This is a genomic window from Microcystis sp. M113S1, from assembly GCF_020246945.1.
Lineage (GTDB): Bacteria > Cyanobacteriota > Cyanobacteriia > Cyanobacteriales > Microcystaceae > Microcystis.
Genome location: NZ_JADBSA010000051.1, coordinates 1 through 12370 on the forward strand (window position 1 = coordinate 1; position 12370 = coordinate 12370).

The 12370-nt window shown below is 42.0% G+C and carries 13 protein-coding genes; 5 read left to right on the top strand and 8 right to left on the bottom strand.

The features are described from left to right. Positions 1–267 precede the first annotated feature (267 nt). Positions 268–1293, top strand: a complete 1026-nt coding sequence (locus IM319_RS03100; protein ID WP_287734600.1) for an ABC transporter permease — start codon at positions 268–270, stop codon at positions 1291–1293. 160 nt (positions 1294–1453) lie between these two features. Here IM319_RS03100 and IM319_RS03105 read toward each other — a convergent pair whose 3' ends face one another. Next, positions 1454–2371, bottom strand: coding sequence for a glycosyltransferase family 2 protein (locus IM319_RS03105; RefSeq protein WP_287734601.1), 918 nt, complete (start codon positions 2369–2371; stop codon positions 1454–1456). 264 nt (positions 2372–2635) lie between these two features. Between IM319_RS03105 and trpA the strand changes: the two genes are divergently transcribed. Next, on the top strand, positions 2636–3430 hold the full coding sequence (trpA, locus tag IM319_RS03110; protein WP_287734602.1) for a tryptophan synthase subunit alpha: 795 nt from the start codon (positions 2636–2638) through the stop codon (positions 3428–3430). Between the two features lie 8 nt (positions 3431–3438). Here the strand turns inward: trpA and IM319_RS03115 are convergent, their stop codons facing one another. From IM319_RS03115 to IM319_RS03125, 3 genes are all read right to left on the bottom strand, one after another. Next, a complete protein-coding gene (locus tag IM319_RS03115) occupies positions 3439–3786 on the bottom strand; it encodes a hypothetical protein (protein ID WP_287734603.1) in 348 nt (115 codons plus the stop codon). Beyond that, entirely contained in the window at positions 3776–4228 is a 453-nt protein-coding gene (locus IM319_RS03120) for a DUF6789 family protein (RefSeq protein WP_353857175.1), read from the bottom strand. Before IM319_RS03120 ends, IM319_RS03115 begins: the two co-directional genes overlap by 11 nt. 362 nt (positions 4229–4590) lie before the next feature. Then, entirely contained in the window at positions 4591–5796 is a 1206-nt protein-coding gene (locus IM319_RS03125; protein WP_287734605.1) for a hypothetical protein, read from the bottom strand. Between the two features lie 362 nt (positions 5797–6158). Between IM319_RS03125 and IM319_RS03130 the strand changes: the two genes are divergently transcribed. Both IM319_RS03130 and IM319_RS03135 read left to right on the top strand, forming a co-directional pair. Then, positions 6159–6758, top strand: coding sequence for a peroxiredoxin (locus IM319_RS03130; RefSeq protein WP_158198703.1), 600 nt, complete (start codon positions 6159–6161; stop codon positions 6756–6758). 168 nt (positions 6759–6926) lie between these two features. Further along, on the top strand, positions 6927–8186 hold the full coding sequence (locus IM319_RS03135) for an L-lactate MFS transporter (RefSeq protein ID WP_287734606.1): 1260 nt from the start codon (positions 6927–6929) through the stop codon (positions 8184–8186). A 324-nt stretch (positions 8187–8510) separates the two neighbouring features. Here IM319_RS03135 and nrtS read toward each other — a convergent pair whose 3' ends face one another. From nrtS to IM319_RS03155, 4 genes are read right to left on the bottom strand one after another with little or no spacing between them, the layout of a single operon-like run. Next, positions 8511–8762, bottom strand: coding sequence for a nitrate/nitrite transporter NrtS (gene nrtS / locus IM319_RS03140; RefSeq protein ID WP_287734607.1), 252 nt, complete (start codon positions 8760–8762; stop codon positions 8511–8513). A 3-nt stretch (positions 8763–8765) separates the two neighbouring features. Next, complete coding sequence (locus IM319_RS03145) at positions 8766–9329, bottom strand: GUN4 domain-containing protein (protein ID WP_287077961.1); 564 nt, start codon at positions 9327–9329, stop codon at positions 8766–8768. A 53-nt stretch (positions 9330–9382) separates the two neighbouring features. Continuing rightward, on the bottom strand, positions 9383–10513 hold the full coding sequence (locus IM319_RS03150) for a CO2 hydration protein (protein WP_287734608.1): 1131 nt from the start codon (positions 10511–10513) through the stop codon (positions 9383–9385). Positions 10514–10544: 31 nt separating this feature from the next. After that, a complete protein-coding gene (locus tag IM319_RS03155; protein ID WP_287734610.1) occupies positions 10545–10901 on the bottom strand; it encodes a DUF1823 family protein in 357 nt (118 codons plus the stop codon). A gap of 195 nt (positions 10902–11096) precedes the next feature. Here IM319_RS03155 and IM319_RS03160 point away from each other — a divergent pair, with 195 nt between their 5' ends. Continuing rightward, a complete protein-coding gene (locus IM319_RS03160) occupies positions 11097–11990 on the top strand; it encodes a DMT family transporter (RefSeq protein WP_287734612.1) in 894 nt (297 codons plus the stop codon). Positions 11991–12370: the final 380 nt, after the last annotated feature.

A 12370-nucleotide genomic window follows, 5' to 3' on the forward strand; every position in this document is an offset into this window, starting at 1 on the left:
CGCATTTACCAATGTATCTAACTTCCCTAAGTTTGTCAACCCCTTTTGGCAAAATTTTTTGATCTTTTTTCTATCCCTTGCTACATCAGCCTTTCAGACCTTAGGGTTTTTTGCTAGTCCCTTGATTAGAACTGCTGCTGCGGATAACTTAGTTTATTTGTACTAAATATTTTCCTCAATTTAATTTTTTATTCAGTCCCTCTCGATCGCCTGGTCGATTTTGGGGTATGGTTCCTTGAGAATCTATTTTCTGAAAGGAAAGCCCTCATGTCTCGCCGCGCTGCTTTACAATCCTATTTACTGGTGCGTTTACTCCTAGCTCCCTTGATGTTATGGACGATCGTGACGGTGGTTTTTCTGCTGATGCGTGTTGCCCCCGGTGATCCCACGGATGCGATTTTAGGCAACCGCGCCCCTGAAAGTGCCAAAAATGTCCTAAGAGAACAATTAGGACTGAATAAACCCCTATTTTTCCAGTACCTAGACTATATTTTCCACCTAATGCGTCTCAATTTAGGAGACTCTTTAACCAGTAAGGGGGTGACGGTATGGGAGATTATCGCTAAACATTTTCCAGCGACGGTGGAACTAACTTTTTATGGAATGCTAATTGCGGTGATAGTGGGGGTCGGATTGGGAATTATCACCGCTTCCCGTCCGAATACCCCCTTAGATGCTGGGGGACGTTTATTTGGACTGATAACCTATTCCTTACCGATTTTTTGGGTGGGAATGCTCTTACAGCTAATTTTTGCGGTACAGTTGCGCTGGTTTCCCTTGGGGACTCGTTTTCCTTTGAGTGAGACTCCACCCCAGACAATTACGGGTTTATATACCTTTGATAGTCTGATGACTCTACAACTAGATAAGTTGCCTACAGCTTTGTATTATCTAGCCTTACCTAGTTTTACTCTCGGCATTCTTTTGAGTGGGATTTTTGAACGGATGGTGCGAGTTAATCTGAAACAAACTTTGCAAGCGGACTATGTAGATGCGGCAAAAGCGAGAGGAATACCAGAAAAAACGATTATGATCGCCCATGCGCTGAAAAATGCTCTAATACCTGTAATTACTGTCTTAGGATTAACTTTTGCGGCTCTTTTAGGGGGTGCAGTCTTGACGGAAGTTACTTTTTCTTGGCCGGGTTTGGGAAATCAGTTATATCGGGCGATTTCTCTGCGGGATTACCCAACAGTGCAGGGATTAATGGCTTTTTTTGCGACAATAGTGGTCTTTGCCAGTATTTTGATCGATCTAATCAATGCTTGCATTGATCCTCGCATCCGTTATTAATCAGGGAGAGGGGTTGGGGGAGAAGGGAGTCAGTCCCGATGCCAAATTAGGTTATACTCCATCTTTATGAGAAAGGCTGTAATAAAAAAATGGATCAAGATTGCTTTTTATCTCTAGGTTGTTGTTAGGTGATTGCTGACTGATTAATAATGGTTGAATGTTAATCGGCTTTTCCTTTTAGGGAGACGAAATCAGGCCTATGGGAATTACTATTGTCACCATTTTGCGGGGGATGAAAACGATTTCTAACTTCGGGGGGGGTGGGTAAACCCTGTTTCATTTCTACTACTTTTAAGAGGATCAAATACTCATAAAAAGCTTGCAGAGTACACCAAGCAAAACCAGCTTTACCATCGAGAATTCCTGCCAAGATAAAATACATATAAAACCAACGAAGCAAGGGACGAAAAGGCAATCGTAGAGATAAATCTTTTAAAGCTCTTCGTCTTTCGACTTCGGTTTTACCAAAAAATAATTTTTGCCAACTAACACCACCGTTAGCCAACTGATGTAGGGTTTCTGCCGCTTCATCGGTAGAATAACGATTATGTTTTTCAATCCAACGACTTAAACCTTTACTACAGGTATAGTGGGGATAGGTTTCTTTTAAAAAAGAGGTTTTTCCCAGACATTCTTCTCTTTCCGTGTGACCATAATCGCTAAACCAGACTTGATCTTTTCTAAATAGACGCATTTGATAACGGGGATACTGGGTGCTGCGACGGATCCAAGTTCCCATAAACATAACTCTTTCAGCCACATAAAAACCAGTAAATTCCTGTTGTTGAGTGGCACGCAGACATTCTGCATACAGTTGGGGTGTCATCCTTTCATCTGCTTCGAGAATATAAACCCAATCGTATTTAGTCTCGATATTTTCTAACATCCAAGTTCTTTGTTTACCATGGCTCTCGAATTGATGCTGAATCACGCGCACTGGATAACGAGAAGCAATCTCTACTGTGTGATCGCTACTGTAGGAGTCAACCACAATCACATCATCGGACAGAAGTGCCGATTCCACACAGGCGGCAATATCAATTTCTTCGTTATGAGTGAGAATGTAAATGGAAAACATAGATATAATATGGTGTTTGATTATACGAAACCCGATCGGGCAGTAGTCCTATTTTGTACCGGAAAAAGCGGAATAAAAACGCCTATCATACCAGAAATTTTCTTAAAACTGCCAGACTGAGCCTATTCTAACCTCGATCACCTTTTTGTCAATATCTCTTAAGTATTACTTGAAAAATTCTTTACCTGAGCTTGCGGCGACCGGCAGTGAGCTATTCCCCACCATGAGATAATAGAGAGTGCTTTATGTCTTCAGTAATTTTCGATGACTGCTGTTTCCGAGTGTTTTCGTTCTCTCCGTTCCCAGGGGAATTGTGCCTTAATTCCCTTTATTACTGCCGGTGATCCCGATTTATCTACTACTGCCCAAGCTTTACGCATTTTAGACCGGGCAGGGGCCGATCTGATCGAGTTGGGGGTTCCCTATTCCGATCCTCTTGCGGATGGTCCGGTTATTCAAGCGGCAGCCACGCGCGCTTTAAATCGGGGTGTCAAGTTGGAAGATGTGCTAGAAATCGTCAAAAATGCTCAGGGAGAGGTGAAAGCTCCGATTATTCTCTTTACTTACTATAATCCTATCTATCATCGCGGGATAGATGTCTTTTTAGACCAAATAAAAGCAGCCGGGGTGAGTGGTTTGGTGGTTCCTGATTTACCCCTAGAGGAAGCGGAAAGTCTGCTGCAACCGGCTGCCACTAAGGGAATTGAAGTGATTTTATTGGTAGCGCCTACCAGTCCCCCGGAACGGATACAAGCGATCGCCCGGCAATCCCAAGGTTTTATTTATCTGGTGAGTGTCACGGGAGTGACGGGAATGCGGAACCAAGTGGCCACCAGAGTGGAGGAATTGCTCGATTCTATCCGTTCTGTCACCGATAAACCCGTGGGGGTAGGATTTGGCATTTCTGACCCGACACAGGCGCTACAGGTGAAAAACTGGGGTGCTGACGCGGTAATTGTGGGTAGTGCCATGGTTAAACGTTTGGCTGATAATTCCCCCAGCGATGGGTTAAAATCCCTCGAAGAATTCTGTCGTAGTTTAAAACAGGCGATTCAGTAAAATAATCCTTATGTTGGGTTAAACGGAGTGCAACCCAACACACAACATGAAGAATAATAGGGGGATGATGTTGGGTTTCCGTTGTCAACCCAACCTACCAGATCGGCGATCGCACTGCTGATTGTCATCAAAAGTGCCATCACACCAATCGAAAAGGTAAAAGTTTGCCCTGGAGCAAAATGAAACCAACCTATTAGTAAACCTAACACCAATGATACAACAGGAGCATAAGCGGCAACTTTTGACCAGTGTGTCAGATAAATTCCATCAGCTAGAATAACAGAAAGAAATCCAGAAACTCTACTAGCTGCTACAGGTAAATCACGCCACCAAAAATTAATTAACTTAGTTTCCATAACTTCCCCCAATATTAATTTTTAAGAACCTATTGCAGAATAAACCTAAAACAGATCCATATACCAAATGTCCAGAAATTGAAACAATAGTAAATTCTTGCATCACCGCTTGTAAGTGAAGCCAAGATGGATAAATACTGAACATAGCAATTTCAAGGCACATTGCCCAGGCAATGCCCCACTTCCAGTTTCGATTACCAAATAAAAAACAGTAGGCTACTGCAAATAATATTCCATTGAGTAGATGATATAAAATCCCCCAGATTAAGACAGCAGCTCCAGAAGAATTAGCACCTAGAATTAGCTGTCCAAAGACAGGAATTGCCTTAAATGGATTGAGGGGAATATTAAACAATTTGACAATTAATAGTCTTGATAGGTCATAAGCACCTGTAGCAATAACACCGGCGGACATACCAGTTATAGTTTTAGCTCGAATGATCTTACGTTCAGTACGCGATGAACGTAGCCATTTTGAAACAGCTAAAAACCCGGAAAAAGCTCATAAGTAAATAAGTATCGTTGCCAGAGATGCGTTAGTTATAACTGAAACCACTAAAGCTGCACCACTAGCCATTGAAGCGGCTCCAAGAACAAATTGTGGTTTTAAGTGTATTTGCTGGTTCATTGATACAACTTTGGTAAACGTTCAGTCCAGTAGGGTGAATTAGCAAAGTGTAATCCACTAACCAGCATTATAAGACAATAGCCATCGATGATTCAATAGGTTGTGCTGGGAATTAGTTCGGTAATACAAGATCGGCGATCACACTAATTCGTCAGAGCAGAGGTTAAGAGCAGAGGTTATAAAGAACGATCACCATATAAAGCCTCCAAAAGTTCCGATTGAGAAATATACCTATAACCGTCCCTTAAATTAGGTGAATATCCATATTGTTTTGAGACATCAGGTGAATAATAAAAATCATAGGATATACCCCAACTATCATGGCAAATCCCCCAATATAATTCATATTCAGGTATGGCAACCATACTAACGAAAGTACCTGGTCCAAGATATTGAAGACGCATATCAGAATTTTGAGACTTATCGGTATTATCAAGGGGATTGGAATAAACCATCCAAGGGTTTTGTGTTGAACATTGAATCCACACTTTTCGTCTTTCTCGATATTCTTGCTGTCCTTGCTCTTTTCTTAGTAATCTTTTCTGAATTTCATATATTGTCCTTGGAGAACCTTCTAGATTATCCCTTTTGAATACTCTAATACTATCAATCCATTCCTCCGCATAAAAATTTATCCCTTGTCGTGTAAATTCACCTTTATATAATAGTCTAGGAAGTCCAAGCTTAGCTTTGGCTTGTTTTTCTAATTCGAGTAAACCTTGTTCACGTTCTGGCGAAGGATTGAATAGGCAGCTATTACCATTGTTCGGTTTCCAAATTTTGTGATACTCTCGCCATCCCAACTTTTTATAAGTGTCCACATCCCATGTTATATGCAATCCACTAAAATCACCTTTACCTATAAATTTACCTATAGACGTAAAGAAATAGGAATCCGTCGCATTGGAACCATAGGCATCGGGTGTTCCGGCTGCTGGTCCATGGGTGATTAATCTACCATTCTCATCGTAAGTACATTGCTGACCTGGCCTTAATGGGTATAAATCCTTCCTTCCTTCTGGTCGATATTCCTCAGAGGCAGCAGAACGATAAAAACCTTTAGCTCCCGGATGATAAGACATTTCAAGTTGACGCTCGGCTGCATTTGATGGGGTCAATGGATAGGATTTCGCGTTAATCTTCCTTTGTTGAATAATCTCGTCTTCAGTACAAGGACAGGCAAAAAGTTTATCTTGCCAACCCGGATAATCTTCTTGTAGTCTGCGTACTACTTCTTCGGGTTGCAAATCTATAGGTTCTTTTTTGGCGATTTGATTGGATATAATGACACTCACAGTTGTGACCACTGGTACTCCTACCAATAAAAGTAGGATTAGTTTCGAAGCATGGCTAACTAAAAAGCCTTTAAGATAACTGAACATTACCAAAATCCTTAATTTTCATAGGTTCGTTACTGCAAGCTAACGGCTGAATTAATCGGCAGGAGGTCGCCTCTAATGGTCAATTCAAACCCAAAATATCACATCTGTCCGCTCCAATGATGTGTTACCTATTATCACTCCGTCAGGCGATCGCATAAATCCTTGACCAGCATGGTGTGTTGTTTCCGTACACAGCTTTTATTTATTCTCCCCCGCAACGCGCACGAAGTGGTCTCCCAACTTCCCACCCCAACACCCAACCAACGGTCAACTACTCAAAATCGTTATGACTATGATATAGTTGTTAAGGAATGTAAAAATAGTTGCATTTTCCCAGAAACTAGATTAAGGAGATTAAGAGTATGACCGCCGAAGGTTGCTTAAGAGTCGGACAAGCAGCGCCGGATTTCAGCGCCACCGCCGTTTTCGATCAAGAGTTCAAAACCATCAAATTATCGGATTATCGGGGTAAATACGTCGTTTTATTCTTCTATCCCCTCGATTTTACCTTTGTTTGCCCCACGGAAATTACCGCTTTCAGCGATCGAGTTAGCGAATTTGCCAGCATCAACACCGAGATTTTAGGGGTGTCCGTCGATAGCGAATTTGCTCACCTAGCATGGATTCAAACCGAGAGAAAATCCGGTGGTGTCGGTGATGTGGCCTATCCGTTGGTGTCGGATCTGAAAAAAGAAATCAGCACCGCTTACAATGTTCTTGACCCAGATGCAGGGGTGTCCCTGCGCGGTCTCTTTATCATCGATAAAGAAGGTGTTATCCAACACGCTACTATTAATAATCTTTCTTTCGGTCGCAGTGTCGATGAAACCCTCCGCACTCTGAAAGCTATTCAATACGTCCAATCCCACCCGGATGAAGTTTGTCCCGCCGGTTGGCAAGAAGGGGATGCTACCATGGTTCCCGACCCTGTGAAGTCGAAAGTTTACTTCGCAGCAGTTTAGTTAAAGGTCGTCAGCAGTCCCTCAGCTATAGATGCAAGGAGACTTTTAAGGGGGGTGAAATAATTCACCCCTCATTTTAATCGGAAAATTTTCTGGAAAATTTGCCCTATTAGCCATGATCTCATCTAGAATACTGGCCAGCAAGTCTAGAAAGAGTCACGGCAATCTATGACTACCAGTAATTATGATTCCGAGTTGACAGTTTTGGGATTACCCGCAGCCAAAGGTAGATGGTTATTAATACCTCTAGGAATGGGCGTTTTACTCTGTTTAGGGACGGTGTACTCTTGGAGTATCTTTAGAAAACCCCTAGAAACAGAATTAAATCTCAGCGCCACGGAAAGCTTATTACCCTACACTGTGGCTCTAGTATTTTATGCCGCTTCTATGCCGATCGCTGGTTTTTATATCCCCCGGGTAGGTACTCGCAGGATGACCGCTATCGGCGGAATTATCGTCGGTTTAGGCTATATTCTCGCTAGTTTTGCCGCTCAGATCCAGACAATTATTCTTACCTACGGAGTCATTGCCGGCACGGGAGTCGGCATCGCTTACGGTGTTCCCATGGCAGTGGTGGCGCGCTGGTTTCCCGACAAAAAAGGTTTAGCGGTGGGTTTAACCATCATCGGATTTGGCCTTTCTCCCCTGATTACCGCACCTTTAGCCAATCGATTGATCAATGAATATAGCGTTAGACCAAGTTTAAGATTTTTGGGGATTATCTTTACAATAATTATTGTGATTATTGCGATCACAATGAAATTACCCCCCCAGGACTGGCAACCTCCCGCAAATTTAGCCAATCGAAAATCCGACTTTCAGTCCAATTATCCAGTGAATATGCTGAAAAGTCGCTCATTTTACGGCTTATGGCTTTGCTATGCCATTGGTGCTTTAATTGGCTTGAGTGCTATCGGTATTTCTAGTCCTGTCGCTGAGGAAATTATCCAGATCGAGCCGGGGTTAGCCGCTAGTAGTGTTGCGCTATTTGCCTTGTTTAATGGTATTAGTCGTCCTTTGTTCGGTTGGTTAAGCGATCGCTGGAAACCCCATTATTTAGCGATCGGAGCCTATACACTCATTTTGATCGGTTGCCTGCTGATGGTCAAGGCCGAAAAAGGGGCGGTTACTAGCTATCTAGTGGCTTTTTGTCTATTTTGGTTCTGTTTAGGGGGATGGTTAGCCCTAGCTCCCGCTACCACTCTCCACTTCTTCAATCCTGACCACTACGCCCAAAATTACGGTATTGTTTTTACTGCCTACGGTGTCGGTGCTTTGATCGGAACTTTAGTAACTGGTAGAATTCGCGATTGGTTCGGTACTTACACTTACGCTTTTTATGCTATGGCTGTATTGGCAATACTGGGTATTTTTCTGGCTAGTGCCTTACTGAAAAGAGAGCGATCGCATTTATCAAATCCTAGCTAAGGGAGTTAATCTTAGCCTAGAGTAGATACTGCTGGCATTTTATAGCTTAAAAGACTCGAAAGAGGTCATATTAGACTGTATAAGTCTTTTAATCGCTCTTTTTCTGGTTGATTGTCGATCTTGAATCAAATCTCGGTTTTCCTCGAAGAAAGAAATTAACTGATTATCAGGGATTTCTTGGAATTCGCCAGTTTTCGATAAAACAGCAGCCATGGTAAATCGAACTCCTGAATATTCGTCTCGATCGCTATCAAAGCAGTCCTCTACTAATCAGGGGGTGTTCGCAGCTCTCAATAACTGTCAGCTAACCGCTCAAAATTGTCTTTATTCCTGGGATTTTTTCGGCCACTGCTGACGGCGATAACTGCTATACTGCCCATGAACATTGACTAGATAGGGAACTAGATAAGTCAGTGATGCCGCCAGCCAGCGATCGCTTGTCATGCGCCCAGACATTATAGCATAACCGTGGTTAATTGTCAATAAAATTGTACCCACTATTACAGCCACTTTTATCCCGGTGGGGGCAAATTGGGGGGAAAATAAAGCATGAAAATAGCCGATAATTCCTTTCATTGCCTATAAATCGCACTCTATCAGGCGAGTAAAACAAAAAGTCACCATTTTTAACCCGTAGGGAGACTTCCACCAGAGAGCGGGAAAACAGCCTTGAGGAGCTGCTAGACTAAAATCCCAGTGATCATAATCATCGATGCGCCACTCATCTTTGTTGCGCCATCCCACCAATTCCCCAAATTTTCTAATCGTTTCCGCGTCTTGGGTACGCAGGGTATTAATACTACCCCCAACGGCAAAATATAACTTCACCTGATTGCTAAAACCGAAATGATCGCCGCTATAATTTTTCCAAAGGCGATCGAGTACCCGAATCACATTAACTGGAAACCGCATCATATCCTCTGGGGTTAAAGTATCGCGGGTTCTGCCGGCAGCTTCGAGGATAACTCGGAGAGTTTCTGCGTCTGCCTCCCTAAAGTTCCCCTCAGCTAGGAATTGCTGTAATTTACTATAGCGCTCGATGTCCGGAACTAACATCTGACGCGCTTCGATCAGGGCAACCCGTTCGGTTAAAGATTGCAATTGAACTAAAATATCCTGAAGTTGGACGTTAATATCTGACATAAATGTAAAGGGGTTTGTTGACTGCAAAAATTAGCGATTTATCGGCAGAATAATTATTGATTTACCGCTTCTAATCTTGATTTAACAAAGCGATTCATCCATGCTTCTAGATAGATGCGATTGGCTTTTTGCTCTTTTAAATCTGTGGTAGTTAAAGGGTAAGGTGCTAATCCTTGAATGGCTGCCGTTGTTACACAAAACATCGACTTTTGAAAAGTTTCGCAGATCTGGACTAATAAATCTTCTTCTTGACGAAAACTCTTTTTATAAATGTCGTGCAGATAATCTGGTAAAAAGTGACGCATATCCTGCATTAATAGTGTGGGAGGAATCCCTGCACCTCCGATGGGTAAAGGATCCGCATACAAAGCGCCATAGGCAAACATTCCTTGATCGTAGGGAATTTGATAGGCTTGGGCATTATAGGAAATTGTACCGGGGAAAGGTGTTCCGCGAAAGAAAACCGCCTCAACGTAGGGGATTGCCGTATCCGCAAGAAAGGTTAATCCTGCCGATTTGGGGATAAGATCATAGGTTTGTCCTTTGATTTTTACCTGATAGACAATTCCTTGACTAGCATTATCGACTAAATTTTTCTTAATGTGTGCCACCACTGCGGGAATACTGCTAATTTTTCCGGCATCGTAGAGATCGGATAAACTTAAAAAAGTATCGGCCATAATTCGCCAAAATTGACCTAAACCGCTATAGTAGGCCATCATCCGCATTTGTTCTGGCAAAAATTCAGGAAAGGCTTTATTTAAAATTAAAACTAGCGGATTATTCCTAAATTTGGCTTGAATAACCTTGGCTGTTACTTCCCGAAAAGCGACACTATCTACATAACTATCTAAACCACCCCCACCATGCCAAAACATGGCTTTCATACAGTATTCAGCATACTCAAAATTAATGCGATCGTGCCACCAGTGTTGGAGTAATTTCTGCCAAGATACTTGACCATTAAAATATTTAAAGAAGGGGAAAAAAACCAAAAACTGATTTTCTGCAATATAAATTAAATTTTTGGAATAAGCATCTAACACCACTCCATAACTTTTCAGGATACCCACTACCTCGATCAAATTCTGGGGAGTATCTTTTAACAATGCTTCCCCAGCCGTGAGACGATCAATATAGGATGCTAGGGGATGAGAGGAGGACTTGACAGGGATAGTGACCATGCTAGAAGCTTGATAAAATAACTTTCCTCATCTATTTTAACCCATAAAAGCACAACCAATTAGCGGCGGTGGCACGGCGAGTCATGCGGGGATTGAATTCGCCAATTTTATAACCAGTAAACCCCAATTTATCTTTTAATAATTGTTTATTTTCTGGCAAGATCGATCGAGTTAATTTTACTGTTGGGGGACGATTGCCAATAAAATCCGGGGGTTGAGGATATTCACCTCGCCAATCTTCCTCTACTTGACTATTATCCCATTTTTCTTGACTTTCATCGTAGCGATAACCTAAACTTTGCCAGACCAATTTATTAACGGTTTCGTCGTCAATTTCATCGTTAATAATCGCCCAAATTGTCTCTATATTTAATTCTGGTAGTTCCATAGATTAAGTAAATAGGAGATGGGGAGATGGGGGATGGGGAAGTGGGGTGATGAGAAGAATAAATAAAAATAATCTCCTGAATCCTGACTCCCGACTCCTGAATCCTGAATCCTGATCACTGATTACTGATTACTGATCACTGATCACTGACAATGGTAAACAACATCATTGATCATCACGCAAGCGTAGCCCATTTTGCCTCCTTCTAACGCCAAAATTATTTTTATTTTAACTATCGGTGTCGTGTCGGTTTCTGCATCGGCAATTTTTATCCGGTTAGCGATCGAAGCGGTAGGTAATGCTACGATCGCATTTAGTTTATTTTTAGCCACTTCTCGTCTGATATTGGCTTCTGTTGTCCTAATTCCGAACTGGTTTACCTTATCACGCCAAAAAGTCCCTGTTCAAGCCTATTATTACGCAGTGGGAGCGGGATTTTGTTTAGCTCTCCATTTTGCTACTTGGATTACTTCTCTATCTTACACATCGATCGCCGCTTCTACCACTTTAGTCACCACTAATCCCCTCTGGGTTTCTCTGTTGGGTTGGTGGTGGTTTCGAGAAAAACCGAGCAAATTAACCTTTATCGGCATTTTTGTGGCTCTAACGGGGGGATTATTCATTGTTTTAGCCGATCAATCTCTCAGTAGTTCTTATCCTAACCCTTTATTGGGCAATAGCTTGGCTTTAATTGGGGCAATTCTCGTTAGTGGTTATATTCTCCTCGGACGGGAAGCACAAAGAAAGGGCTTAAATATTAAGAATTATATAACTGTAGCCTACACTACCGCAGGATTAGTTTTATTACCTCCTATTTTTTTATTCGGTCAAGGTTACGAAAGCTATCCCTTATCCGTGTATGTTTATGTGTTAATGATGGCGATTTTTCCGCAATTAATCGGTCATACTAGCTTTAACTGGGCTTTGCGATGGATAGCACCGACAATAGTAACCATGGTAATTTTATTAGAGCCAATCGCCGCTAGTCTGTTAGGAGTGTTCATTTTTGGTGAAATACCAGCCCAAGAAGTCATTTATGGCGGATTAATTCTGTTAATCGGCGTAGGGATTGCTATTTTAGGCGGATAAGCTTGTTAGTGTATCTAAATTACTGGTTAAGTGTAATCTCGATCGCCGACAAAGAAAGAATAGATTAGTGTACAATGCTAACTGCATGAGAGTTTAGACAATCTGAATCACTTGAGCAATAGGGTTTTCGGGGAATTAATTCCCTGACTAGAGTTATCGAAAATTTGGGTTAAAACCCCGTCCTTTTAGGACGGCTTTAAGCTACAATGGAAAAAGCGATAACCAAGCTAAAAACTGAAACTTGACAACAGATAGTAGGGGGTTTCGTTCAGAAAAGACTTCAAATTCGGCCTTGAACGAGTAAAACTTTCTAGGAAATAAGGTTGAACATTGGATTTTTTCGACTTGTTCAAAGTGGCCGGAGGGCATTCGGACACTCA

Excerpts from the sequence above, each read along its gene's own strand:
- IM319_RS03130 (WP_158198703.1), top strand. The coding sequence starts at position 6,159 with ATGACCGCCGAAGGTTGCTTAAGAGTCGGACAAGCAGCGCCGGATTTC.
- IM319_RS03115 (WP_287734603.1), bottom strand. The coding sequence starts at position 3,786 with ATGGAAACTAAGTTAATTAATTTTTGGTGGCGTGATTTACCTGTAGCA.
- IM319_RS03150 (WP_287734608.1), bottom strand. The coding sequence starts at position 10,513 with ATGGTCACTATCCCTGTCAAGTCCTCCTCTCATCCCCTAGCATCCTAT.
- IM319_RS03155 (WP_287734610.1), bottom strand. The coding sequence starts at position 10,901 with ATGGAACTACCAGAATTAAATATAGAGACAATTTGGGCGATTATTAAC.
- IM319_RS03145 (WP_287077961.1), bottom strand. The coding sequence starts at position 9,329 with ATGTCAGATATTAACGTCCAACTTCAGGATATTTTAGTTCAATTGCAA.
- IM319_RS03125 (WP_287734605.1), bottom strand. The coding sequence starts at position 5,796 with ATGTTCAGTTATCTTAAAGGCTTTTTAGTTAGCCATGCTTCGAAACTA.
- IM319_RS03100 (WP_287734600.1), top strand. The coding sequence starts at position 268 with ATGTCTCGCCGCGCTGCTTTACAATCCTATTTACTGGTGCGTTTACTC.
- IM319_RS03135 (WP_287734606.1), top strand. The coding sequence starts at position 6,927 with ATGACTACCAGTAATTATGATTCCGAGTTGACAGTTTTGGGATTACCC.
- trpA (WP_287734602.1), top strand. The coding sequence starts at position 2,636 with ATGACTGCTGTTTCCGAGTGTTTTCGTTCTCTCCGTTCCCAGGGGAAT.
- IM319_RS03105 (WP_287734601.1), bottom strand. The coding sequence starts at position 2,371 with ATGTTTTCCATTTACATTCTCACTCATAACGAAGAAATTGATATTGCC.
- nrtS (WP_287734607.1), bottom strand. The coding sequence starts at position 8,762 with ATGAAAGGAATTATCGGCTATTTTCATGCTTTATTTTCCCCCCAATTT.